26 protein-coding genes are annotated in these 23,928 nt (G+C 69.0%); 16 read left to right on the top strand and 10 right to left on the bottom strand.

What is annotated here, in order from left to right; translation table 11 throughout:
* Positions 1 to 96: 96 nt before the first annotated feature.
* The gene (locus PY257_RS06270; RefSeq protein WP_275740006.1) at positions 97 to 1,299 is read right to left on the bottom strand and encodes a coiled-coil domain-containing protein; all 1,203 of its coding nucleotides are present in this window, start codon (positions 1,297 to 1,299) and stop codon (positions 97 to 99) included.
* A 155-nt stretch (positions 1,300 to 1,454) separates the two neighbouring features.
* On the opposite strand from PY257_RS06270, the gene PY257_RS06265 reads away from it, so the two are divergent.
* From PY257_RS06265 to PY257_RS06250, 4 genes are all read left to right on the top strand, one after another.
* Complete coding sequence (locus tag PY257_RS06265; RefSeq protein WP_275740004.1) at positions 1,455 to 2,138, top strand: glutathione S-transferase family protein; 684 nt, start codon at positions 1,455 to 1,457, stop codon at positions 2,136 to 2,138.
* 259 nt (positions 2,139 to 2,397) lie between these two features.
* Positions 2,398 to 2,658, top strand: a complete 261-nt coding sequence (gene grxC / locus PY257_RS06260) for a glutaredoxin 3 (protein ID WP_275740002.1) — start codon at positions 2,398 to 2,400, stop codon at positions 2,656 to 2,658.
* A 122-nt stretch (positions 2,659 to 2,780) separates the two neighbouring features.
* Positions 2,781 to 3,236, top strand: coding sequence for a protein-export chaperone SecB (gene secB, locus PY257_RS06255; protein WP_275740000.1), 456 nt, complete (start codon positions 2,781 to 2,783; stop codon positions 3,234 to 3,236).
* 57 nt (positions 3,237 to 3,293) lie between these two features.
* A complete protein-coding gene (locus PY257_RS06250) occupies positions 3,294 to 4,316 on the top strand; it encodes an NAD(P)H-dependent glycerol-3-phosphate dehydrogenase (RefSeq protein ID WP_275739998.1) in 1,023 nt (340 codons plus the stop codon).
* Here PY257_RS06250 and PY257_RS06245 read toward each other — a convergent pair.
* The gene (locus tag PY257_RS06245; protein ID WP_275740213.1) at positions 4,282 to 4,653 is read right to left on the bottom strand and encodes a thioredoxin family protein; all 372 of its coding nucleotides are present in this window, start codon (positions 4,651 to 4,653) and stop codon (positions 4,282 to 4,284) included. The two genes, PY257_RS06250 and PY257_RS06245, sit on opposite strands and share 35 nt — an antisense overlap.
* 201 nt (positions 4,654 to 4,854) lie before the next feature.
* Between PY257_RS06245 and PY257_RS06240 the strand changes: the two genes are divergently transcribed.
* The gene (locus PY257_RS06240; protein WP_275739996.1) at positions 4,855 to 5,079 is read left to right on the top strand and encodes a hypothetical protein; all 225 of its coding nucleotides are present in this window, start codon (positions 4,855 to 4,857) and stop codon (positions 5,077 to 5,079) included.
* 17 nt (positions 5,080 to 5,096) lie between these two features.
* Here PY257_RS06240 and PY257_RS06235 read toward each other — a convergent pair whose 3' ends face one another.
* The gene (locus tag PY257_RS06235) at positions 5,097 to 5,474 is read right to left on the bottom strand and encodes a 6-pyruvoyl trahydropterin synthase family protein (protein ID WP_275739994.1); all 378 of its coding nucleotides are present in this window, start codon (positions 5,472 to 5,474) and stop codon (positions 5,097 to 5,099) included.
* 508 nt (positions 5,475 to 5,982) lie between these two features.
* Here PY257_RS06235 and PY257_RS06230 point away from each other — a divergent pair.
* Positions 5,983 to 7,188 carry a M20 aminoacylase family protein gene (locus PY257_RS06230; protein WP_419095662.1) on the top strand — a complete coding sequence of 402 codons (1,206 nt, stop codon included), beginning with the start codon at positions 5,983 to 5,985 and terminating at the stop codon, positions 7,186 to 7,188.
* Between the two features lie 167 nt (positions 7,189 to 7,355).
* On the opposite strand, the gene ruvC is transcribed toward PY257_RS06230, so the two are convergent.
* The 6 genes from ruvC to PY257_RS06200 form a co-directional block, all read right to left on the bottom strand.
* On the bottom strand, positions 7,356 to 7,904 hold the full coding sequence (ruvC, locus tag PY257_RS06225) for a crossover junction endodeoxyribonuclease RuvC (RefSeq protein ID WP_275739990.1): 549 nt from the start codon (positions 7,902 to 7,904) through the stop codon (positions 7,356 to 7,358).
* A gap of 160 nt (positions 7,905 to 8,064) precedes the next feature.
* Entirely contained in the window at positions 8,065 to 8,793 is a 729-nt protein-coding gene (gene mtgA / locus PY257_RS06220) for a monofunctional biosynthetic peptidoglycan transglycosylase (RefSeq protein WP_275739988.1), read from the bottom strand.
* A 70-nt stretch (positions 8,794 to 8,863) separates the two neighbouring features.
* A complete protein-coding gene (gene aroE / locus PY257_RS06215; protein WP_275739986.1) occupies positions 8,864 to 9,712 on the bottom strand; it encodes a shikimate dehydrogenase in 849 nt (282 codons plus the stop codon).
* A gap of 77 nt (positions 9,713 to 9,789) precedes the next feature.
* A complete protein-coding gene (locus PY257_RS06210) occupies positions 9,790 to 10,650 on the bottom strand; it encodes a TonB family protein (RefSeq protein WP_275739985.1) in 861 nt (286 codons plus the stop codon).
* Entirely contained in the window at positions 10,647 to 12,740 is a 2,094-nt protein-coding gene (locus PY257_RS06205; RefSeq protein WP_275739983.1) for a ribonuclease catalytic domain-containing protein, read from the bottom strand. The genes PY257_RS06210 and PY257_RS06205 overlap by 4 nt, the downstream gene beginning before the upstream one ends.
* 44 nt (positions 12,741 to 12,784) lie before the next feature.
* Positions 12,785 to 13,375: a YqiA/YcfP family alpha/beta fold hydrolase gene (locus PY257_RS06200; protein ID WP_275739981.1), complete on the bottom strand. Its 591-nt coding sequence runs from the start codon at positions 13,373 to 13,375 to the stop codon at positions 12,785 to 12,787.
* 42 nt (positions 13,376 to 13,417) lie between these two features.
* On the opposite strand from PY257_RS06200, the gene rodA reads away from it, so the two are divergent.
* The 6 genes from rodA to PY257_RS06170 all read left to right on the top strand — a co-directional run bounded on the left by rodA (position 13,418) and on the right by PY257_RS06170 (position 18,784).
* On the top strand, positions 13,418 to 14,572 hold the full coding sequence (rodA, locus tag PY257_RS06195) for a rod shape-determining protein RodA (protein WP_275739979.1): 1,155 nt from the start codon (positions 13,418 to 13,420) through the stop codon (positions 14,570 to 14,572).
* Between the two features lie 42 nt (positions 14,573 to 14,614).
* Positions 14,615 to 16,075 (top strand): metalloprotease TldD, encoded by a 1,461-nt coding sequence (tldD, locus tag PY257_RS06190; RefSeq protein WP_275739976.1) that lies wholly within the window; start codon positions 14,615 to 14,617, stop codon positions 16,073 to 16,075.
* A gap of 51 nt (positions 16,076 to 16,126) precedes the next feature.
* Complete coding sequence (locus PY257_RS06185; RefSeq protein WP_275739974.1) at positions 16,127 to 16,690, top strand: hypothetical protein; 564 nt, start codon at positions 16,127 to 16,129, stop codon at positions 16,688 to 16,690.
* 248 nt (positions 16,691 to 16,938) lie between these two features.
* Entirely contained in the window at positions 16,939 to 18,063 is a 1,125-nt protein-coding gene (locus PY257_RS06180; protein ID WP_275739972.1) for a 3-deoxy-7-phosphoheptulonate synthase, read from the top strand.
* 85 nt (positions 18,064 to 18,148) lie between these two features.
* Positions 18,149 to 18,460, top strand: coding sequence for a hypothetical protein (locus PY257_RS06175; protein ID WP_275739970.1), 312 nt, complete (start codon positions 18,149 to 18,151; stop codon positions 18,458 to 18,460).
* A gap of 45 nt (positions 18,461 to 18,505) precedes the next feature.
* A complete protein-coding gene (locus PY257_RS06170; protein WP_275739968.1) occupies positions 18,506 to 18,784 on the top strand; it encodes a hypothetical protein in 279 nt (92 codons plus the stop codon).
* A gap of 17 nt (positions 18,785 to 18,801) precedes the next feature.
* On the opposite strand, the gene mpl is transcribed toward PY257_RS06170, so the two are convergent.
* Positions 18,802 to 20,262 (bottom strand): UDP-N-acetylmuramate:L-alanyl-gamma-D-glutamyl-meso-diaminopimelate ligase, encoded by a 1,461-nt coding sequence (mpl, locus tag PY257_RS06165; protein ID WP_275739966.1) that lies wholly within the window; start codon positions 20,260 to 20,262, stop codon positions 18,802 to 18,804.
* A gap of 142 nt (positions 20,263 to 20,404) precedes the next feature.
* On the opposite strand from mpl, the gene PY257_RS06160 reads away from it, so the two are divergent.
* The 4 genes from PY257_RS06160 to accC all read left to right on the top strand — a co-directional run bounded on the left by PY257_RS06160 (position 20,405) and on the right by accC (position 23,923).
* A complete protein-coding gene (locus PY257_RS06160) occupies positions 20,405 to 21,010 on the top strand; it encodes a hypothetical protein (protein ID WP_275739964.1) in 606 nt (201 codons plus the stop codon).
* Positions 21,007 to 21,567 (top strand): TlpA family protein disulfide reductase, encoded by a 561-nt coding sequence (locus PY257_RS06155; protein ID WP_419095661.1) that lies wholly within the window; start codon positions 21,007 to 21,009, stop codon positions 21,565 to 21,567. The genes PY257_RS06160 and PY257_RS06155 overlap by 4 nt, the downstream gene beginning before the upstream one ends.
* 329 nt (positions 21,568 to 21,896) lie before the next feature.
* Positions 21,897 to 22,343 carry an acetyl-CoA carboxylase biotin carboxyl carrier protein gene (gene accB / locus PY257_RS06150; protein WP_275739960.1) on the top strand — a complete coding sequence of 149 codons (447 nt, stop codon included), beginning with the start codon at positions 21,897 to 21,899 and terminating at the stop codon, positions 22,341 to 22,343.
* A 230-nt stretch (positions 22,344 to 22,573) separates the two neighbouring features.
* Entirely contained in the window at positions 22,574 to 23,923 is a 1,350-nt protein-coding gene (gene accC, locus PY257_RS06145) for an acetyl-CoA carboxylase biotin carboxylase subunit (protein WP_275739958.1), read from the top strand.
* Positions 23,924 to 23,928 lie beyond the last annotated feature (5 nt).

The raw sequence follows: 23,928 nt of genomic DNA, 5'->3' as shown, positions 1-23,928 counted from the left end.
TCGCCAGCGCCCCAACTGCCGCGCGACTCGCCGTCGCGTCTTGCCTGGCACCCCGATCACGGCACCGGCAGGCGCATCCAACTGCCGTTTCTAGGTTCAATAGAATTCGCCAAAACGCATGAGCATGTCCTCCTCGCGCTCTTGCTGCCTGGCCAGTGCAGCTTGCTCGCGCAGCCAGCGCTTGAGTTCGGCGTCGTCGCGCACGCGCTCCAGATCCTGCTGCATGCCCTCTGCGGTGTGGGCCATCTCCTGCTGCAGCCTTTGCAGATGCACTGTCAGCACAGCCTCCTTCATGGTGGCATTCACCATCACGCCCAACTCACCGCTGAGCCGCATTTCCGCCTCGGCCACCTCGTGCTCCAGCACCGCCACCTGCTCCTTCAGGAGCAGCGACAGCGCCGCCAGCTTTTCGTCGGCCATGCGGGCAATATGGGCCTCATCCACCTGCTCGGCCTGCAGTTGCAGGCGTAGCAGTGTGACAAGATCACCACGCGCATTGGCGGCGTTGGCCTGGCTCATCAGCGCGCTCTTGCGCTCGCGCTCCTTGGGGTCGGTCTCCCGGTCTGGGTGCAAGGCACTGGCCAACTGCCGGTAAATGGCGCGCAGGGCCGCCTTGGCATCCAGGGCGTGCTGCTCGGCCTTGCGCTGCCTGGCCTTGGGCGGCCGCTCTGCCCTGCGCGCGGCCTGACGCTCTTGCTCGGCCTCCCGGTCGGCCTGCATTTGGCGCATCATGGCTTTGAGCAATTCCTGAGGCGAATCCACGTTGTTGATGCCATCCAGATCCAGCGGACGCCCCAGAAACTCCGCCACGGCATCCAGCACCTGCTGCTTGGCCTCCTGGCGCTCCTGCGCCTGCTGCTCCTGGACTTCGGGCGGGAAATACTGCGCGTGCAAAGCCGTCCACTGCGCCTCGTCCATTTCCGGCTGCGCCGCCAGCAGCAGGCTCTGCACCAGACCGCGCACCGATTTTTGCTGGGCCGCCGACAAGCCCTTGCGCTGCAGCCGCTCGTGCAGAAAAAGCAGCATCTGCGCCTGAGCCTGTGCAATTGCGCGCTCCAACGCGGATATTTGCGCCAGATGCGGCCCGCGCACGCTGGCCGCCAGTTGCTCGATGTCCTGCATCTGGCGGCCCAGGTTGTCCACCCGTGTCAGCAGCTTGTTGAAGCGCTGCTGCGCGGGGCTGAGCTTGCCCTGCGCGGTTTTCTGCACTTTCAGGCGCGCCACGCCATCGCCGGCAGGGTTGGTCTCGGCGGAATGGATATCGTCAAACAGATCGAGAGGGGGGGTGATTTTGATCATGCTTTCAACCTCAAGGGCGGCCGGTCAGGGGGCACGAAAACCGCGCCGCAAACGATCACCCGGCCAAGGGCAAGTGTAGCGTTCCATGTCGGCAAAGCCGTGCCTCGTCGACGCTACCATGGTGCCGTGCTTTTTACGCGCACAACAGGTGCCCCATGCTCCATCTCTACATCGGCAACAAGAACTATTCCTCGTGGTCCATGCGCCCCTGGGTGCTGCTGCGCCAGGCTGGCATTGCATTTGACGAATTGCGTGTGCGCTTCGACAGCTTCGAGGCCGGCTCCGAGTTCAAGCGCACCGTCGGCGCCGTCAGCCCCACGGGCAAGGTGCCGGTGCTGGTCGATGGCGGCCTGGTGGTGTGGGACACCCTGGCGATTGCCGAATACCTGGCGGAAACCCACCCCGACAAACAGCTCTGGCCCGCAGACCCCAGGGCGCGTGCCCGCGCCCGCAGCATCTGCGCCGAGATGCACAGCGGCTTCACTGCCCTGCGCAGCCATTGCCCCATGAACATCGAGGCGAACCTGGCCGACACCGGCGCCCTGATCTGGCGCGACCAGGCGGCCGTGCGCGCCGACGTGCAGCGCCTGGTGGACATGTGGAGCGAACTGCTGCAGGAACACGGCGGCCCGATGCTGTTTGGCGAATTCACCATCGCCGACGCCTATTTCGCCCCCGTGTGCATGCGCCTGCACAGCTATGCCCTGCCCTTGCCGCCGCACATCACCGATTACGTGCAACGCGTGCGCGCCCTGCCCGGCGTGAGGGCCTGGATCGACGAGGCGCTGGCCGAGCAGGATTTCCGCGCGTTCGAGGAGCCGTACCGGCTGGGGCGCTGAGGTGATCGGCCCCGCCGGCTCACCACATGCGGCATGGCGCATGTGGCACCTATGCGCTGCATCGACCCTGCAACTGGCGCCACCATGTCCACCGCCGTCATTCGCCTTGACCCGAGATTTTCCATGACTTACGCAAAACAGGCCCAGGCAAGCCGCCTGCCACAAAGGCATGTGCCGTTGTGGCATCCTTATTTGCGTCAGTCCCAAGCCGGCAGGGCCGGCTTGGGACGACCAATCTTGGCTGAAAGGAGCCCCTGCCGTGCAACCCGTCACTATGTACACCACCGCCGTCTGCCCGTTTTGCATCCGCGCCAAACAGATACTGAAGTCCAGGGGCGTCGAGCACATCGAGGAAATCCGCGTCGATGCCGACGCCGCGGCGCTCCGCCGCATGATGGAAACCACGGGCCGGCGCACGGTGCCGCAGATCTTCATCGGCGACACGCACGTGGGCGGCTGCGACGACCTCATGGCGCTCGATGGGCGCGGCGGCCTCATGCCGCTGTTACAGGCGGCCTGACATAATCCAAGATTGTTCCCGACGCTGACAATCTCGGATAGTCTGCGCCTGCGTGCCCGCTGGAGGGGGCCTTTCCCCGGCGGGCTTTGTTTTGACCTGAAACCAGCATTCACCCAACCACCATGGCCGATCAGCAAGACCCCGTGTTCCAGATCCAGCGCGTATACCTCAAGGACCTTTCGCTGGAGCAACCCAATTCCCCGGCCATCCTGCTCGAACTGGAGCAACCCACCGTGGACATCCAGCTCGGCGTGAACGCATTGCCGGTGGCCGACGGCATCTTCGAGGTGTCGGTCACCGCCACGGTGCAGACCAAGATCGGCGACAAGACCGTGTTCCTGGTCGAGGCCAAGCAGGCCGGCATCTTCGAGGTCCGCAACCTGCCCGAGGAGCAGATGGGCCCCATCCTCGGCATCGCCTGCCCGCAGATCGTCTACCCCTACCTGCGCGGCAACGTGGCCGACATCATCCAGCGTGGCGGCTTCCCGCCCGTGCACCTGGCCGAAATCAACTTCCAGGCCATGTACGAACAGCAGCAGGCGCAGGCCGCCAATGGCGTGTCAGCCGTGGCGCAGTGATTCAATTCCTCTAAGCGTTTTGGGCCTTCAGCGCTTGTCCCACCTGCGCGGGCAGCTATGAAAATCGTAGTGCTCGGCGCAGGCGCATGGGGCACGGCGGTGGCCGCGAGCGCGGCGGCGCACCCCGGCGCGGACCGCCGCGTCACGCTGTGGGCGCGCGACGCGCGGCAGGCCGCGCAGATCGGCAGCCAGCGTGAAAACCAGCGCTACCTGCCGGGCATCCCGCTGCCGCCCGCACTGGGCGTCGCCAGCGGCGACCCCGCTGCGCTGCTGGCGCAGGCAGACCTCGCCCTCCTTGCCGTCCCCGTATCCGCCCTGCGTGCGATGCTGGCCCAGGCCACGGGCGCGCTGGGCCGCCGGCCCGTGCCCGTCGCCTGGCTGTGCAAGGGCTTCGAGGCGGTGCAGCCCGGCGCCCAGGTGGGGCTGCTGCCGCACGAGGTCTGCGCCCAGGCCGCGCCGCAACTGCAGGCCGGCGTGCTCAGCGGCCCCAGCTTCGCCCAGGAAGTGGCGCGCGGCCAGCCGGCGGCGCTGGTCGCGGCCAGCCGTTCGCAGGCCGTGCGCGAGGCGCTGGTGCGTGCCCTGCACGGCCCCGCGCTGCGCATCTATGCCAACGACGACATCGTGGGCGTGGAGGTCGGCGGCGCGGTCAAGAACGTGCTGGCCATCGCCGCCGGCCTGTGCGACGGGCTGCGGCTGGGCACCAATGCGCGCGCCGCGCTCATTACGCGCGGCCTGGCCGAAGTCACCCGGCTGGGCCTGGCGCTGGGGGCGCAGGCGGAAACCTTCATGGGCCTGTCGGGCCTGGGCGACCTGGTGCTGACTGCCACCGGCGACCTGAGCCGCAACCGCCGCGTCGGCCTGCTGCTGGCCGAGGGGCGGGCGCTAGACGACGCCGTGCGCTCGCTGGGCCATGTGGCCGAGGGCGTGTACTGCGCGCATACCGTGGTGCAGCGCGCCGCGGCGCTGGGCGTGGACATGCCCATCGCGCGCGCCGTGGTCGCGGTGCTCGATGGCCGGCTGCGCCCCGCCGAGGCCGCGGCCGCGCTCATGGGGCGCGATCCGGCAGCCGAGTCGCACTGACCGGCGCGGCAGGCGGCGCGATGCGCGCCAGCGCCGCGGCCACGTCGGCCGCGCTGGCGGGGCGCACCAGCCGCGCCACTTCCCGCCCGTCATGTAGAAACACCAGCGTCGGCCACAGCTTGACGTGGAACGTGCGGCCCAGGGGTCGGCCCTTGCCGTCCTCCACGCGGATGTGGGGCAGGCCCGGATGCGCGGCGAGCGCCGCGGCGACGAGCGGTTGCGCGGCCTGGCAGTGGCCGCACCAGGCGGTGCCGAATTCCAGCAGCGCGGCCCCGCGCAGGGCCGCGATCGCATCCTGCGCGGGGCCGGGGTGGGCGTAGTCGGGAGTAGTGACCATGGTGCATGGATTGTGGCGCGCCGCCGTGCTGCGTGCCATGGCCAGCGCAATCCTTTCCGTTGGCCAGGCGCAGGACGCGCCGCCCGCCGAGCCGGCCGCCGTGTCGCTGCCCGGGCTGCGGCGGGTGTTGATGGCTTCGATGGGGTTCGCCTCGTGGGTGGGGGCGCCATGCACCTGCCAGCACACCGCGCTCGGCGCGCCATGCGCCATGCGGCGTTGTTCCTTCTTGCGGGCAGCACAGCCCGCCGCGTCGTCGCGGCTTGCCTGGCACCCCGATCGCGGCTCATCGGCACCACGCGCGAAGAGATGATGTCGCGCGAGCTTTCCGAACTCGTGCGCGAGGGCCTGCTGCGCAAGGAAGGCCGCGCCTGGGTGCTGCCCGGCTTCGGCGTGCTGCGCGCGCGGGTGGACGGCACGCGGCAGTAGCCAGGGCGCAACGGACTCTACAACTCCAGCACGCAGCCGTCGCCCAGCGCTTCGCGCCACACGCGCACCCGCGCGGGCGGCGGCTGCATGCCTTGCAGCGCCGCGGCGATGAACAGGCACAGGTTCTCGAGCGTCGGCGCGCCCAGGCCCGGCACCTCGTCGAGCAGGTGGTGGTCGAGCCGCTCGCGCACGCCCTGCAGCCGTTCGCGCAGCAAGCCCAGGTCGATCACCATGCCCGTGGCCGGGTCTAGAGGCCCGCGCAGGCTCACCTCGGCGTGGTAGGTGTGGCCGTGGATGCGGCGGCTGCCCTCGACCTCGATCTCGCGTTCGAGGGTGTGGGCGGCATCGAAGTAGAAGCGCTGGTTGACGGTGAAATGGGCGGTGGTGGCGGACATGATGGGGCGCGAGTGTACGGCCTCCTGGAGGCAGGCTCACTCTCCCCGGCATGGGCGCCCGCGTGGTACGCGTGGTTGCCCGTCACGAAGAAGCTGCCGTGGCGCCAGGCCAGTTGCGCCAGCCGCACCGCGTTCAGAGCCCAGGCGAGACGCGCAGCAGCGTCAGCGCGAGGAGCGGCGGGAACAGGCCCCCAGGCACACCCATCCGGCCCATGCGCGCCAGGGGGCGCGCCGCCGTCGCATGCGCGGGCAGGGAGGGGCAGAGGCCGGGAAAGACCGGCCATGGCGGCGGGCACGGGCGGGGTGCATAGCGCCCTCACCCACGAGGCGAACCCCATCGAAGCCGGCAACGCTCGATTGCATGCGGCCTGGCAAGGGATACACAGCAGCGGCCAACTGCTGTTTCCAGGATGATGTTGCCTGCAATGCCGTGCGCGTGCCGGCAGCCGCGCCCCTGCCCATGGTGCGGACCCCGGCGCTTGCGGCGCCCATCGATCACCACACGCTCATGTCCTCCATGCCTCTTTTCACCCGTCTCCTGGACCTGCAGCCGCTGCAGGACGAACTCACCGGCATGCGCCGCCACATCCACAGCCGCCCCGAGCTGGCCTTCGACGAGCACGGCACCGCCGGCTTCGTTGCCGGCAAGCTGGAGGAATGGGGCTACGCCGTGACGCGCGGCATCGGCCAGACCGGCCTCGTGGCCACGCTGCGCGCGGGCGCCGGGCCGCGCCGCCTGGGCCTGCGCGCCGACATGGACGCGCTGCCGATCCAGGAGGAAACGGGCCTGCCCTACGCCAGCACGCGCCCGGGCCTCATGCACGCCTGCGGGCACGACGGCCACACGGCCATGCTGCTGGGCGCGGCCAAGCATCTGGCGCGCACGCGCAACTTCTCAGGCACGCTGCACCTGATCTTCCAGCCCGCCGAGGAGCGTGGCTTCGACAGCGGCGGCAAGGCCATGGTGGAGGACGGCCTGTTCGAGCGCTTCCCCTGCGACCGCATCTACGCCGCGCACAACCACCCGGGCTACCCGCAAGGGCAGATCATGGTGCGCAGCGGGCCGTTCCTGGCCGCGGGCGACCGGGTGTTCGCCACCATCCATGGCGTGGGCGGCCACGCCGCGCGGCCGCATTTGGCGGTGGACCCGCTGGTCACCGCCGCGGCCATCGTGATGGCCTTGCAGACCGTGGTGGCGCGCAACGTCGATCCCAACGAATCGGCGGTGGTCACCGTGGGGCGGCTGCGCGCGGGCGACGCGCTCAACGTCATCCCGGGGCAGGCCGAGATCGGCATCAGCGTGCGCTCGTTCAGCCCCGCAGTGCGCGCGCTGCTCAAGGAGCGCATCACCACGCTGGTGGCGACCACCGCCCAGTCGTACGGCGCGCGCGCCGAGATCCGCTACGTCGAGGGCTACCCCGTGCTCGACAACGACCCCACCGCCACGGCCTTCGCCGCCGACGTGGCCGCCGAGCTGGTGGGCGAGGAGCGGGTGCTGCGTGAGATCCCGAAGCTCATGGGCAGCGAGGACTTCGCCTACATGCTGCAAAAGGTGCCCGGCGCGCTGCTGCGCATCGGCAACGGCCCGGCGGACGACGGGCGCGGGCTGCACAACGCGCGCTACGACTTCCACGACGGCAACCTCACCGTGGGGGCGGCGCTGTGGAGCCGCATCGCCGAGCGGTTCCTGGTGGATGCGCCGCTGGCCGCCTGAGACGCCGCGCGGGCCGGCGCCGGTGCTCTCTTGCGGCAGGGAGGTTTTATACTCCCCAGGAGTATGCTTCTTAGTCGCCCTATTGTTCTGCGCTGGCGCGATGATGGGTTGGGAGTATCCTGTTTTTTGCCGTTGCCGGTGCTGCCGCGGAGCATGCCGAGCGCGGCTCAGTAGCTGCGTCCGCCCTTGTACATCGCATGCTGGCGCCGGCGCAGCGACGCCGCCTGGGCGAGGCGGCCCATGGCCTGGCCCGCGTGGGCGTGGGTGATGGCCAGCCCCAGCGCATCCGCCGCGTCGGTGCCCGGCAGGCCGGGCAGGTGCAGCAGGCGGCGCACCATCTCCTGCACCTGGCTCTTGGCCGCGCGGCCATGGCCGACCACGGCCTTCTTCATCTGCAGCGCGGTGTATTCGGCCACCGGCAGGTCGCGCGAGACCAGCGCCGTGATGCACGCGCCGCGCGCCTGCCCCAGCAGCAGCGTGGACTGCGGGTTGACGTTGACGAACACGATCTCCACCGTGGCCGCGTCGGGGGCGTAGCGCTCCACCACCTCGCGCACGCCGTCGTACAGCACCTTGATGCGCGCCGGCAGGTCGCCCAGCGGCAGGTGCGTGGTGCGGATGGTGCCGCTGGCCACGTAGGCCAGCGCGTGACCGTCCACGTCCACCACGCCGAAGCCGGTGGTCTGCAGGCCGGGGTCGATGCCGAGGATGCGCATCAGTTATCCATGGCGCTCGCGCGCCACCCGCGACGCATGAAACTGGCGCAGCCCAATGCCAGGGATACCGCGCAACCGGCTTTGCCGGGCCGCCGGTATCGCCCCCGGCGCGGGGGTTGGCGGCCACACGCAGTGGGCAAGCCTGGGGGAGTGTTCCATCTCAGGGCAGCTCCGCCCCGCCCATGCGCGCCAGGATGGTCCGGCCGCGCCCGGCCAGGTAGGCGGAATCGGGCTGCTTCTCGAAGCGCTTGGGTGCGGGCAGCATCACGGCCAGGCGGGCGGCCTCGTAGGCGCTCAACTGCGCGGCGCTCTTGCGCAAGTAGTGGCGCGCGGCGGCCTCGGCGCCGAACACGCCATCGCCCCATTCCACGCTGTTGAGGTAGATCTCCAGGATGCGCTCCTTGGACAGGAAGGCTTCGAGCAGCAGTGTCAGTACGAACTCCTGCCCCTTGCGCAGCATGCTGCGCTCGCCCGAGAGCAGCAGGTTCTTGGCCAACTGCTGCGTGATGGTGGAGCCGCCGCGTATCCGCGGGGCGCGGGCGTTTGCCGCCGCGTGGGGGCGCTGCCCCGCGCGGGCCTCGGCGGCGGCGTTCTTTTGCCATGCCTGCTCCACCGCGTCCCAGTCCACGCCCTCGTGGTTGACGAAGTTGTCGTCCTCCGCCGCGATCACGGCGCGCTTGAGGTGGTCGGATATGCGCGTGTACGGCACCCATTGCTGCGCCCAGGGCAGGGCGTGGCGCGTGCGGGCGATGCGCCACGCCTCCGAGCGCTGGAAGGCGGTGGACTGCGGGTCGATCACCGCCATCGCGGCGATGCGCGCGGCGAAGAAGAGCTGCAGCGCCAGCGCGGCCAGCAGCACCAGCGCGATCCAGCGCAGCAGGGCCTTCATGCGCGGCTCATGGGATGGGCTGCGTGCGCACGCACTGCGGCGCGAGCGCCTTGGGGCGGTCGCGCGGCGCTCATGCGGCCAGGCTGGCGCGCAGCTCGGCCAGCACCCGCGCGGCGGGCGGGCGCACGCCGCGCCAGAGGGCGAAGGATTGCGCCGCCTGCTCCACCAGCATGCCCAGGCCGTCGCGCGGCACGGCGCCGTGGGCGCGTGCCCAGTCCAGGAAGCCTTGCGCGGCGGGGCCGTACATCATGTCCACCGCCAGCGTGCCGGGGCGCAGCACGTCGGCGGCCACTGGCACCGCGTCGCCGGCCAGGCTGCTGGCGGTGCCGTTGATGACTACGTCGAAGGGCTCGTGCGCATCGCCGAGCGCGCCGGCGGCCAGCGCCACGCCATGCTCGCGCGCCAGCGCGGCGTGGCGCCGCACCAGCGCATGCGCCTTGTCGGCGCTGCGGTTGACGACCAGCACGCGCGCCGGCCCCGCCGCGATCAGCGACCCCAGCACGCCGGCCGCCGCGCCGCCCGCGCCCACCAGCAGCAGCGCGCGCCCGGCCAGGGCCAGGCCGGCGTTGCGCTCGATGTCGGCCACCAGGCCGGCGCCGTCGGTGTTGTCGGCGTCGATGCCCTCGGGCGTGAACAGCAGCGTGTTGGCCGCGCCCGCCAGCGTGGCGCGCACGCTGTGGCGGCTGGCGAGCGCGAAGGCCTCGAACTTGAACGGCACCGTCACGTTGCAGCCGCGCCCGCCCAGCGCGGCGAAGCGCTGCACGGCGTCCGCGAAGCCGCGCAGCGGCACGCAATGGCGGCCATAGTCGATGCGCTGGCCCGTCAGTTCGGCGAAGCGCGCGTGGATGGCCGGCGAGCGGCTGTGCTCCACGGGGTTGCCCATGACGCAGTAGCGGTCGGGAGCGGTGGACAAGGTCATCGCGGCGATTTCATGGTGCTACCTGCCCCTGGAGGGGGGAGGCGGCTGCACGAAGTGTGCGGGCAACGGGGGGGCCATCATCGGACTGTCGTTTCCAGGGTTTCGTCGCGCGTGAAGCGAAAGCGCGATACCACCACGATCTGGTCGGCGCGCCTGCGCATGGTGGCGTCGAACGCGCCGAACGGCCCCGCGGCGCGGGCGATGGCCTGGGCGCGGCGGTCCAGCGCGGCGTTGCCCGAGCCCTGCTCCACATGGGTTTCGAGCACGCGCCCGTCGTGGTTGACGGTGATGGTCATGATGAGTTCGCCGTAGAGCTTCTTGCCGCCTTGCTGGGGGAAGTTTTCCGTGCCCTTGTCCTCCACCTTGCGGCGCAGGTTGTCGTAGTAGATGGCGTACACCTCCTCGCGCGTGGCGGGGCTGATGTAGCGCTTCTTGGGGCGGGCGTTCTCCTCGTTGATGCGGCGCTCGATCTCGGCCAGCAGCTTGAGCAACTGGCGCCGCTTCTCCTCCTGCGCGGCCTGCTCGCGCACCTCGCCGGCCAGGCGCTGGTCGGGCTGGGGCAGGGCGGCGACCTGCTCGCGCAACTGGGTCAGGAGCTGGGCCTGCTGCTCCTGCATGGCATCGACCTTGCGCTGGGCCTCCTCGAAGCTGTCGCCGATGGTGGTCAGCGCCGAGTACGGCAGCGGGCTGCTGGCGCGGCCTTGCGCGGCCTCGCCACCGCCCGCGTGCGAGGCCTGGGCGATGGCCTGGGCCTGGTCGGGCACGGCGGTGGACTGGGCGTTGACCAGGATCACCTCCAGCGGCGTGTCCTGGAACACGCGGTTGAACGCCTCGGGGTTGGCGATGCGCACCGTGAACAGCGCCGCGTGCACGGCGATGGAGGCGCCCAGCGCGATCTGCAGGGTGCTGAGGGAGCGGAAGGCGGCGCGCAGGTTCACGGGGCCGGATTATCGGGGCTGGCGGCGCTGGCCGCGCCGGTTGCGCCCTCGGCTTCGGTGACATCCACGGCGATCGCCAGCGGGCCGGCCACGGGCTCGTCGTCGGCGCCGTCTTCCTCGGGCGCGCCGGTGGCGGCGGGCGTGTCGTCGAGCCGCTCCAGCAGCGTGCCGTGCACGTCTAGGGCGATGTCGTCGATGCCGCCGAGCTTCACGCGCACATGGGCGCCGCGCGGCAGGTTCTGCGCGCCCAGCACGGGCAGCACCAGCGGCAGGGCGTCGGCGCGCACCAGGAAGCTGCCGCCCGGGCCTTCCTTGAACACCGTGGCCGTCAGCTCGGCGATGCCGTGCTGGCGCAGGTACTGCAGCGTCCAGAAGCGCTCCATGCCGGCCTGGTAGCCGTTGTAGGTGGTGTAGGCGGCGTCGAAGGCGCTGATGATGGCGAACAGGTTGGCGTCCTTCGGCTTGAACGGCGCGGCCAGCGCGGCGGCCTTGCCGTGGCGCACGCAGGCGATGATCTGCCACTGGTTCACCAGGTCCACGTAGCGGCGCAGCGGCGAGGTGCTCCAGGCATAGCTGGGCACGCCGATGCCCGCGTGCGGCAGCGCCTTGGTGCCCATGCGCACCTTCACGCCCGGCGCCAGGCTGGCCTGGCTGCGGTAGATGCCGGGCACGCCCAGCGCGCCCAGCCACTGGCCCCAGGTGCTGTTGGCGAGGATCATGGCTTCGGCCACGATCAGATCCAGCGGCGCGCCGCGCTGGCGCACGGCGATCTCCACTTGCTCGCTGCCCGTGGGTTCGGCCCCGCTGTTGCCAAGCAGGCGGAAGTTGTAGTCGGGCCGGTTGAAGGTCTCGGGCTTGCCGCGCACCGCTTCGCGCCGGGCCTTCAGCGCACGCGCCAGGCGGTATAGAAATGATAGCTGCCCGCGCAGGTTGGACAAGCGCTGGGGCTCGTTTTGATGCTCGAAACCAGGGTCGTCCAGCCAGGCCTCGGTGACCACGCCGTCGAGCTGGTCGTGGCGCAGGTTGGCGGCGATGGGCACGCGCTCCAGCCGGGTTTCGCTGCCGCGAACTTCCAGCGTGGCCTCGTCGATCGACACGTACAGCGAAAGCGCCGGGCGGGCCTGGCCTTCGCCCAGGGTGTAGCTCTGCACCACCTCGTCGGGCAGCATGGTGATCTTGTAGCCCGGCATGTAGACGGTGGACAGGCGCTGGCGCGCCACGGCGTCGAGCGCGTCGCCGGGCGCGATCGCCAGCCCCGGGGCCGCGATGTGCACGCCCAGCACCACGGTGCCGGTGCCCAGGCCCTGCAGCGAGAGCGCGTCGTCGATCTCGGTGGTCTGCGAGTCGTCGATGGAATAGGCCTGCACGCCCTCGGCCAGCGGCAGGTCGTCGGCAATGTCCGGCGCGGCCAGCGGCGGGAAGGCGGTGCCCTTGGGGAAGTTGTCGAACAGGAAGCGCTTCCAGTGGAACTGGTAGGGCGAGTCGATGGCGCCGGCCTTCTGCAGTAGCGCGAGCGGGGCGGTCTGCGTGGCGCGGCTGGCTTCCACTACGGCCTTGTATTCGGGCGCGTTCTTGTCGGGCTTGAACAGGATCTTGTAGAGATGCTCGCGGATGGGCTGCGGGCAGACGCCCCGGCCCAGCTCCGCGGCCCAGTCGGCGATCTGCTGGAGCAGCAGCTTCTTCTTCTCGATGGCCGCCAGCGCCTGCTGCACGATTTCGGCCGGCGCCTTCCTGAAGCGGCCCTTGCCGGCGCGGCGGAAGTAGTGCGGCGCTTCGAACAGCCGCAGCAGCATGGCCGTCTGCTGCTCCAGCGGGGCGCTGGCGCTGAAGTAGTCTCGCGCCAGGTCGGCGAAGCCGAATTCCTCCTCGGGCGCGAATTCCCAGGCCAGGTCCAGCTCGATGGACGGGCTGAGGGCCTGCGCTTGCGCCAGCAACTCGGCGGGCGCGGGCTTGTCGAACTTCAGCAGGACGTTGGCGGCCTTGACCTTGACCCGCTTGCCCGAGTCGAGCTCGATCTGGGCCGAGCTTTCGGCTTCGGACAGGATGCGTCCGGCGAGGAACTTGCCGGCTTCTTCGAACAGTGCGTACATGGGGCGCGATTCTCCCATGGGGGCGGCGCCCGCCCGCGGCGGGGTCAGGCCAGGCGCAGGAAGCGCATCACCGCATCGATGTGCGCGTCGAAGTCGCTGATCGCGTGGTCGCCGCCTTCGAGCAGCGCGATGCGCGCGCCGGGGTAGCGCGCGGTCATCTCGCGCCAGTCCAGCACCTCGTCGCCCTTGGCGACGATGGCGAACACCTGCTGCGGGGGTGGCTGGCCAGGACATTCGAGGGCGCGCAGTTCGTCCACGTACTCGGGCAGGAAGAAAAAGCGTTCATTCGGGTCGTGCCACGCCGTCTGCTCGCCGATGTGGCTCCGCAGGTCGCGCGCCGGGTCCACGGCGGGGTTCAGCAGCACCGCGCGGCAGCCCGTGTGCGCGGCCACCCAGGTGGCGTAGAAGCCGCCGAGCGAGGAGCCGACCACCGCCATGCGCTCGTGCGGCCAGCCGGCGATGCCCGCCTGCACCAGGTCGATGGCCGCGCGCGGCGAGGGCGGCAGTTGCGGGCACCACCACTGCACGCCGGGGTGGTCGCGCGCCACGCGGGCGGCCATCTTGCGCGCCTTCATCGATTGCGGCGAGGAGCGGAAGCCGTGCAGGTAGAGCAGGTGGGTGGCGGGCAGGGTCATGGGGCCGATGGTAGCGGCAAGCGGGCGCGATAATCGCAGGCCATGTCCGCCGTTCTCGACCAACCCACCCTGATGCGGCGGGTGCTGCCGCTGTTCCAGGGTTTCGACTGGCTGCTGCTGTGCGCGGTGCTGCTGCTGTGCGCGCTGGGGTTGGTGACCATGTATTCGTCGGGCTATGACCACGGCTCGCGCTTCTACGACCACGGCCGCAACATGCTGCTGGCCGTGGCCATCATGTTCGTGGTGGCGCAGGTGCCGCCGCAGCGCCTGATGGCCTTCGCCGTGCCGCTCTACACACTGGGCGTGGCGCTGCTGGTGGCGGTGGCGCTGTTCGGCATCACCAAGAAGGGCGCGCAGCGCTGGATCAACCTGGGGCTGGTGATACAGCCCAGCGAAATCCTCAAGATCGCCATGCCGCTGATGCTGGCCTGGTGGTTCCAGCGCCGCGAGGGGCAGTTGCGGGCGGTGGATTTCATCGCCGCGGGCCTGCTGCTGGCGCTGCCCGTGGGGCTCATCATGAAGCAGCCCGACCTGGGTACGTCGCTGCTGGTGCTGGCCGCGGGCCTGTCGGTGATCTTCTTCGCCGGCCTGGGCTGGCGCCTGGTGCTGCCACCGGTGCTGGTGGGCGCGGTGGTGGTGGGGCTGGTCATCTGGTACGAGCCACAGCTCTGCGCCGAGGGCATGCGCTGGCCCGTGCTGCACGACTACCAGCAGCAGCGCATCTGCACGCTGCTGGACCCGTCGAAGGACCCGCTGGGCCGGGGCTTCCACATCATCCAGGGCATGATCGCCATCGGCTCGGGCGGCTTCTGGGGCAAGGGCTTCATGGAGGGCACGCAGACCCACCTGGAGTTCATTCCCGAGCGCACCACGGACTTCATCTTCGCCGCCTATTCCGAGGAGTTCGGCCTGGCGGGCAACCTGCTGCTGATGGCGGGCTTCGCGCTGCTGATCCTGCGCGGCCTGCTGATAGCCCTGAACGCCCCGACCCTGTTCGCCCGGCTGCTGGCTGGGGCCGTGACGATGATCTTCTTCACCTACGCCTTCGTGAACATGGGCATGGTGAGTGGCATCCTGCCCGTGGTGGGCGTGCCGCTGCCTTTCGTGAGCTATGGCGGCACGGCCATGGTGACGCTGGGCATGGGGCTGGGCATCCTGATGTCGGTGGCGCGGTCGCGGCGGCTGATGCAGACCTGACCCCGGCCAGCGCCGGATTCGCGCGGTGCCTACAATGGCCTGATGATCTCCCGCGAACCCACCATCGAACGCCTGGCCACGGCCCGCCAACTGCTGCTGGAGCCCTTCGGGCTGGACGAAACCCACCTGGCCCGCGCCCTGGCCGAAATCCGCGCCCACCGCGTGGACGACGCGGACCTGTACTTCCAGTACACCCGCAGCGAAGGCTGGAGCCTGGAGGAGGGCATCGTCAAGACCGGCAGCTTCAGCATCGACCAGGGCGTGGGCGTGCGCGCCGTGGCGGGCGAGAAGACGGCGTTCGCCTATTCCGACGACATCTCCTGGGGCTCGCTGCTCGACGCAGCCCGCACGGTGCGGTCCATTTCGGCCACGGCGGGCGCCGGTAAAGCGCGGGTAGCTCCTAGAAAGATAGCGAAGGGGCGTTCGCTCTACCCCGGCGTGGACCCGATCGCGTCGCTGGGCAGCGCCGGGAAGATCGCCCTGCTGGGCCGCGTGGAACAACTGGCCCGCGCCAAGGACCCGCGCGTGTCGCAGGTCATGGCCGGGCTGGCCAGCGAATACGACGTGGTGCTGGTGGCCCGTGCGGACGGCACGCTGGCGGCGGATGTGCGGCCGCTGGTGCGGCTGTCGGTCACGGTGATCGCCGAGCACAATGGCCGCCGTGAAATGGGCTCGGCCGGTGGCGGCGGGCGCTTCGGCCTGGCATATTTCGACGATGCGCAGATTGCCCGGTATGTGGACGAGGCGGTGAACGCGGCGCTGGTCAATCTGGAGTCGCGCCCCGCCCCTGCGGGCGAGATGACGGTGGTTCTGGGCCCGGGCTGGCCCGGCATCCTGCTGCACGAGGCCATCGGCCATGGGCTGGAGGGGGATTTCAACCGCAAGGGCTCGAGCGCCTTCAGTGGCCGCATCGGCCAGCGCGTGGCGGCCAAGGGCGTCACGGTGCTCGATGACGGCACCATCGCCGACCGGCGCGGCTCGCTCAATGTGGACGACGAGGGCCACGCCAGCCAGCGCAATGTGCTGATCGAGGACGGCATCTTGAAGGGCTACATCCAGGACGCGCTGAACGCGCGCCTCATGGGCGTGGCGCCCACGGGCAACGGCCGGCGCGAAAGCTACGCCCACGTGCCCATGCCGCGCATGACCAACACCTACATGCTGGGCGGCGACAAGGAGCCGGCAGAGATTGTCGCCAGCATCAAGAAGGGCCTGTATGCCACCAACTTTGGCGGCGGGCAGGTGGACATCACCTCCGGCAAGTTCGTCTTCACGGCGAGCGAGGCGTACTGGGTGGAGAACGGCAAGATTCTCTACCCGGTCAAGGGCGCGACCATCGTGGGCAGCGGCCCCGATTGCCTCAAGCGCGTCACCATGATCGGCAACGACATGAGGCTCGACAGCGGCGTGGGCACCTGCGGCAAGGAAGGCCAGAGCGTGCCGGTGGGTGTGGGCCAGCCCACGATGCGCATCGACGGCCTGACCGTCGGCGGCACGGCCTGAGGCCGGCCATCCCTGCCGCGCGGTGCCCGGCTTGACCCACGGTTGCAGGCAATGACGCGGCCACGCCTCTCCCGGGACCCTTCGAGCCACCTGTTCAGCATCCAGTCGTTCGGCGGCATCAGCCGTTTCCTGCTGGAATCGGTCACCGACGAGGAAACGCGCCAGTTGCGTGAAAGCATGCGCGCGCTGGCCTTGCACATCGACAGCATCCTCGCGGCGCGTCGGCAGCAGGGCGGCGTCGCCGTGCTGGGGCAGCGCGTCACCACGCTGTGCGATTCGTCGCTGCGCCAGCACCAGAGCGCGGTAACCGCGCTGGGCCCCGATTGGTGTGCGATGTATGAATACGGCTCCTACCTGCGCAGCCTGGGCCACCTGCGCGACGCGGCGGAGCACTGGCGCGCGGCGCTCGGACGCGGAACGCCGGACGAGCCGGCATGCTTCGATGCCTTCGACTCGCTGTCGTGGCGCACGCTGGGCGAGGGGCTGTTGCTCATCGACATGTATGAGCACTGGGCGCGGCAAGGCACTGAGGCGACGTCCGCCGCGCCAGGGGCCCGGCCCGTCTCGCCGCTGGCCCGGCTGCGGCGATGGCTGCGTCGGCGTGTGGTGCGCTGACGCAACAGCCGCCATTGCGGCGGCGCACAAGGCTGTGCTACATTCGCCCCTCATGCAAGTTCGCAGCGCCTTCTATTTTTACTTTTGGTTCTCGGTCCCCGGCGGACGAGAGGTGGATGCGCAAGCGTAGAACGCAACCAGATACCCCCCAAACCGCCGGAGCCTCCAAGCCCGGCGGTTTTTTTATGTCTTTTCCAGAACCCGCCTGAAACCCCATCGCACCCGGCGACTACAAAGGAACCCGCAGCATGAATGCCAAGCCCGTCCAGCCCACCAGTGACTCCTGGTATGCGCACGTTGAGAAGACCAGCGAAACCGACAACGAACGCATCGAGGACATTACCGTGCTGCCCCCTCCCGAACACCTGATTCGCTTCTTCCCCATCCGTGGCACGGCGGTCGAATCCCTCATCACGCGCACGCGGCAGGCCATCCGCAGCATCATGACCGGCAAGGACGACCGCCTGCTGGTGGTGATCGGCCCGTGCTCCATCCATGACCCCGCCGCTGCGCTCGAATACGCGCGCCGCCTGGCCGCCGAGCGCGCCAAGTACGCCGACACGCTGGAGATCGTGATGCGCGTGTACTTCGAGAAGCCGCGCACCACGGTCGGGTGGAAGGGTCTGATCAACGATCCCTACCTCGACCAGAGCTTCCGCATCGACGAGGGCCTGCGCATCGCGCGCCAGCTACTCATGGAGATCAACCGCCTGGGCGTGCCGGCGGGCAGCGAGTTCCTCGACGTGATCTCGCCCCAGTACATCGGCGACCTGATCTCCTGGGGCGCGATCGGCGCGCGCACCACCGAAAGCCAGATCCACCGCGAACTCGCCTCGGGTCTGTCGGCGCCGATCGGCTTCAAGAACGGCACCGACGGCAACATCCGCATCGCCACCGACGCCATCCAGGCCGCCTCGCGCGGCCACCACTTCCTATCGGTGCACAAGAACGGGCAGGTGGCGATCGTGCAGACCCAGGGCAACAAGGACTGCCATGTGATCCTGCGCGGCGGCAAGGCGCCCAACTATGACGCGGCCAGCGTGGCAGAGGCCTGCGGCGACCTCGAGGCCGCGGGCCTGACCCCTTCGCTCATGGTCGACTGCAGCCACGCCAACAGCAGCAAGCAGCACGAGAGGCAGCGCGACGTGGCCCGCGACATCGCGGGCCAGATCGCGGGCGGCAGCTACAGTGTGTTCGGCGTGATGGTCGAAAGCCACCTGAGCGCAGGCGCGCAGAAGTTCACGCCTGGCAAGGACGATCCCGCGCAGCTCGAATACGGCAAGAGCATCACCGACGCTTGCCTGGGCTGGGACGATTCGGCGCACATGCTGGAGCAGTTAGCGCAGGCTGTGCGCACGCGCCGGGCGCGCTGACCGGCACCGTGAAAGGTCGGAGTTTTTCCCCTTGCATGGCGCCCACGACGGGCGCATGCTGAACGCGCTTACAAGGAGGTCGGCAATGAGCAGCGAGGTGAGATTTCTGTTTGAAGGTGGTGAAGAACGTGTGTTCGGCATGGATGACATGGCGCCCATGGCCGCCGACGTGGCGCGCTGGTGGCTCGACGACCAGTTCGTGCGCCTCGACTGCGAGCCGCTGCGACCCACCGGCAAGGTGCTGATCGCCGACAAGGCCATCTGCATCGCCCGCGCCGCGGGACTGGCGCGTTTTTCCGACATGCATTGGGGGTCCGAATTCGCCCGCGCGGTGCATGGGGCGCTGTCCAGGCCGCGGGTCGTGATCGATGTGGCGGCGATGACCGTGTCGTATTGAACCTAGAAACGGCAGTTGACCGCTTTGTATCCCTTGACAAGCCGCATGAAATCAAGCGTTGACGGCTTCGATGGCGTTCGCCTCGTGGGTGAGAGCGCTATGCACCCGCCGGCACCGCGCTCGGCGCGCCATGCGGCGTTGCTCCTCCTTGCGGGCAGCAAGCCCGCCGCGTCGTCGCCCTTGCAGGGCGCAGGCCTGCCGGAGACAGGCCTTCTTCGCACTGTCCAACAGCACGCAGGTGCTGTTGGAGCCGCAGCGCTCAGCCTTGCCTGGCACCCCGATCACGGCACCGGCAGGCGCATTCAGCTGCCGTTTCTAGGTTGAAAAAAACGGATGCCGCCTCAGCGGGATGCCGACGCCGCCAGCGCGTCCAGCAGTCGCGCATGAATGCCGTCGAAGCCGCCGTTGCTCATGCAGACCACATGGTCGCCGGGCCGGGCCTCCTCCACCACCTGGCGCACCAGGGTGTCGATGTCCGCGGCCACGCGGGCGCGGCCCCGTGGGCCTACGCCCATGGGCGCCAGGGCCTGGGCCGCGTCCCAGTCCAGCCCGCCTGTGTGGCAGAACGCGAGGTCGGCGGGCTCCAGGCTCCAGGGTAGCTGCGCCTTCATGGTGCCGAGCTTCATGGTGTTGCTGCGCGGCTCGAACACGGCCAGGATGCGCCCGCCATGCGCGCCCAGGCGCTGGCGCAGTCCGTCGAGTGTGGTGCGGATCGCCGTGGGGTGGTGGGCGAAGTCGTCGTAGACCGTGATGCCACGCACCGTGCCGCGCACTTCGAGCCGGCGCTTGACGCCCTGGAAGCTGCCGAGGGCCTGCGCGGCCACCGTGGTCGGCACGCCCAGGTGGTCGGCGGCGGCAATGGCGGCCAGGGCGTTGAGCTGGTTGTGGGCGCCGCTGAGCGCCCAGGTGACATGCGCCGCCCTCTCGCCATGCTGCAGCACGTCGAAGTCGTGCGCCACGCCTTCGGCGGTGAAGTCGCTCACGATGGCGCCGAAGCTGCGCACCTCGCTCCAGCAGCCCGCATGCAGCACGCGCGCCAAGCTTTCCTCCAGTCCGTTGACCACCACGCGCCCGCTGGCGGGCACCGTGCGCACGAGGTGGTGGAACTGGCGCTCGATGGCGGCCAGGTCGTCGAAGATGTCGGCGTGGTCGAACTCCAGGTTGTTCAGCACGGCAGTGCGGGGCCGGTAGTGCACGAACTTGCTGCGCTTGTCGAAGAAAGCGGTGTCGTACTCGTCGGCTTCGATGACGAAGGGCGCGCACGCGGCGCCGAGACCCGCCGCCGGGCCGCCCCAGGGCGGGGCAGCCCCCTCGGGGAGCGTGGGGGCTGCAAGCCGCGCCGACACGCCGAAGTCGCACGGCACGCCGCCCACGAGGAAGCCGGGCGCCAGCCCGGCCTGTTCCAGCACCCAGGCCAGCATGGAGGTGGTGGTGGTCTTGCCGTGCGTGCCTGCCACGGCCAGCACGTGGCGGCCCTGGAGCACGTGCTCGGCCAGCCACTGCGGTCCGCTGGCGTAGGGCGCGCCCGCGTCCATGATGGCTTCCATGAGCGGAAATTTGGGCGTGCCGTCGGGCAGGCGGGCACGGCTTACCACGTTGCCGACGATGAACAGGTCGGGTTTGAACGCCATCTGGCCGGCGCCGTAGCCACTGACCAGATCGATGCCCAGCGCGCGTAGCTGGTCGCTCATGGGCGGGTAGACGCCCGCGTCGCAGCCGGTGACGGTGTGCCCCGCCTCGCGGGCCAGCGCGGCAAGCCCGCCCATGAAGGTGCCGCAGATGCCGAGAATGTGGATATGCATGGCGCCCGATTCTAGTTTGCAAGCCAAATTGGCCCTCAGCGCTTTATTCATCAGCGACAGCAGCTACTTTATTGATAGCGGATGAGAAAACTGCGCAAGCCGCGCGGCGTGGTTTGCGGGTGGCGGCGCGACAATGTCCGCCATGGACGACACGCGCAAGCCCGAAATCGCCGCCGCCGCCGCGCGCATCGTGGTGGAGGAGGGGCTGGAGTACGCCCAGGCCAAGCGCCGTGCCGTCAAGCAGTTGGGGCTGCCGCCGCGCACGCCCTTGCCCGGCAACGACGATGTCGAAGCGGCCGTGCGCGAGTACATCGACATCTTCTGCGCCGACACCCAGCCTGCCGAACTGCTGGCCCTGCGACGGCTGGCATTTGTGTGGATGGAGCGGTTGGCGCAGTTTCGCCCCCACCTGGGCGGGGCCGTGTGGCACGGCACGGCGACGCGCCGCTCCGACATCTACATCCAGCTTTTCTGCGACGACCCGAAGTCCGCGGAGATCGCCCTCATCGACCACCGGGTGGACTACGACCCGCGCACGGTCACGGGCTTCCATGGCGAGCCGGTCGAGGCGCTGAGCCTGTCGGCCCCGTCGCGCGAACTGGGCGAGGTGGTTGGCGTGCATCTGCTCGTGTACGATCTGGACGATCTGCGCGGCGCCCTCAAGCCCGACGCACAGGGCCGCACGCCACGCGGCGATCTCTCGGCGGTGCGCCGGCTGCTACGGCCCGATGCCTTTTCTTCCGAATGAACGATCGCGCCCCCCCTCCCATTGCCCCTGCCGGCTCCGTCGTGCGCCGCCGCGCGGTGTTCGCGGGCGTGGCCGCGACTGCCTTGCTGGCCGGCGCGGGGGCGGCTTGGCAGGCGCTGCGGCGCCAGGCCGGGGACGCCGATGCCGAGGCGCTGTGGGGCCACGGCTTCGAAACCCCGGAAGGCGGCGTGCTTGCCTTGCAGTCATTGCGCGGCAAGCCGGTGCTGGTGAACTTCTGGGCCACATGGTGTCCGCCTTGTGTCGAGGAGATGCCGCTGCTGGAGCGCTTCTTTCGCGAAAATGCCGGCAAAGGGTGGCAAGTGGTCGGAATTGCGGCGGATCAGCGCGAGCCGGTGCGCAAGTTCCTGACCCGCGTTCCCATCTCGTACCCCATTGCCCTGGCAGGTTTCTCGGGCATCGAATTGGGCAAGGCGTTGGGCAATGCCGGGGGCGGCCTGCCGTTCACCGTGGTGCTGGGGAAGGATGGCCGGTTGGCCGGGCGTAAAATAGGCCGCTTGTCCCTGGAGGATCTGCAGCGTTGGGTGGCGCAGATCTAATGCAGTGTTCAACGCTAAGCAGCACATAAAACCGCGCCTTTTGCCGCATGGCGGCGTTGCAAATCCTCGCGATAGCGACGGCTGCGACGGCTATCGCTGTGGTTTGCGCCTTGCCCTGCGCCACAACGCATCGCTGTTATTGGTGCCGCCAAGCATCGAACACTGCGCGAGCTGCCGCGCATTTCCTTGCCGCTTTGGCACATCGCGCGGCAAGGCCCGATGCATAGCCTGTCTCAATCAATAAATGGGCGAAAAAAGCAGAAAATGAAAGAAGTAGGCTGAATTTACGGTAAATTCGCGCCTTCCTGTTTTTTGCGGATGGAGTTCCCATGGATTTGCGAAAACTCAAGACCCTGATCGATCTGGTGTCGGAGTCGAACGTCTCCGAACTTGAAATCACCGAAGCCGAAGGCAAGGTGCGCATTGTCAAGGGAGGAGGCGCCGTGGTGCAGCAGTTCGTCCAGGCGCCCATGGCCGCTACCGCACCGGTTGCCACCGCGCCTGTTGCGGCTGTTGCCGCCGTTGCCGCGCCGGCACCGACTGGCCATGTCGTCAAGTCGCCGATGGTCGGTACCTTCTATCGGTCCGCGAGCCCGGGCGCCAAGCCGTTCGTCGAGGTGGGCGCCCAGGTGAAGGAAGGCGATACGGTCTGCATCATCGAGGCCATGAAGATCCTCAACGAAATCGAGGCCGACAAGAGCGGCACGATCACCGAGATCCTCGGCGAGAACGGGCAGGCCGTGGAGTACGGCCAGCCGCTGTTCGTCATCGAGTGATGGGCGTGCCTCATGTTTAAAAATATCCTGGTGGCCAATCGCGGCGGTGTTGCCGCAGGCAAGGCGAAGCAAATCGCGCTGGAGCGCGCCAGCGCGTGGGCGATGAGCCGCGAGGTGGCCCATGTTTAAGAAGATCCTGGTGGCCAATCGCGGCGGTCTTGCCGCAGGCAAGGCGAAGCAAATCGCGCTGGAGCGCGCCAGCGCGTGGGCGATGAGCCGCGAGGTGGCCCATGTTTAAGAAGATCCTGGTGGCCAATCGCGGCGAAATCGCTCTGCGCATCCAGCGCGCCTGCAGCGAACTGGGCGTGAAGGCGGTGATGGTCTATTCCGAGGCCGACCGCGAGGCCAAGTACGTGAAACTCGCCGAGGAGGCTGTGTGCATCGGGCCCGCGCCTTCCGCGCAGAGCTATCTCAACATGCCTGCCATCATCTCCGCTGCCGAAGTGACCGATGCCGAGGCCATCCACCCGGGCTACGGCTTCCTGTCGGAAAACGCGGATTTTGCCGAGCGCGTGGAGAAAAGCGGCTTCCAGTTCATCGGCCCCACGCCCGAGTCGATCCGCATCATGGGCGACAAGGTGTCGGCCAAGCAGTCCATGATCAAGGCCGGCGTGCCCTGCGTGCCGGGCTCCGAGGGCGAACTGCCCGACGACCCGGCGCAGATCCGGCGCATCGCGAAATCCGTCGGCTACCCGGTGATCGTGAAGGCGGCGGGCGGCGGCGGCGGGCGCGGCATGCGCGTGGTGCACACGGAGGCCGCGCTGGTCAACGCGGTGCAGATGACCAAGGCCGAGGCCGGCGCGGCATTCGGCAACCCGGCGGTGTACATGGAGAAGTTCCTCCAGAACCCGCGCCACATCGAGATCCAGGTACTGGCGGACAAGTACAGGAACGCGGTGTACCTGGGCGAGCGCGACTGCTCCATGCAGCGCCGCCACCAGAAGGTGATCGAAGAGGCACCGGCGCCTGGCATCCCGCGCAAACTGATCGAGAAAATCGGCGAACGCTGCGTGGCCGCATGCAAGAAGATCGGCTACCGCGGCGCGGGCACGTTCGAGTTCCTGTACGAGAATGGCGAGTTCTATTTCATCGAGATGAACACGCGCGTGCAGGTCGAGCACCCGGTGACCGAGTGGATCACCGGCGTGGACATCGTGCGCACTCAGATCATGGTGGCCGCGGGCGAGAAACTGCCTTTCACCCAGCGTCAGATCCAGATCCGCGGGCATGCCATCGAGTGCCGCGTGAATGCAGAGGATCCTTACAAGTTCACCCCGTCGCCGGGGCGCGTCACCACCTGGCATTCGCCGGGCGGGCCGGGCGTGCGGGTGGACACGCATATCTATACCAACTACTTCGTGCCGCCCAACTACGACTCGATGGTCGGCAAGATCATTGTGCATGGGGATACGCGCGAGCAGGCGCTGGCGCGCATGCGCACGGCGCTGTCCGAAACGGTGATCGAGGGCATCAACACCAACATTCCCCTGCACCGGGAACTGATGGTGGACGCCAAGTTCAACGACGGCGGCACCAACATCCACTACCTCGAGGAATGGCTGGCCCAGCGCCAGCGTTGACGCCG

Source organism: Curvibacter soli (assembly GCF_029211125.1).
GTDB classification, from domain to species: Bacteria; Pseudomonadota; Gammaproteobacteria; order Burkholderiales; family Burkholderiaceae_C; genus Curvibacter_A; species Curvibacter_A soli.
Note: the sequence above shows the minus strand (reverse complement) of the source record. Positions and strands in the feature narration are given on the sequence as shown.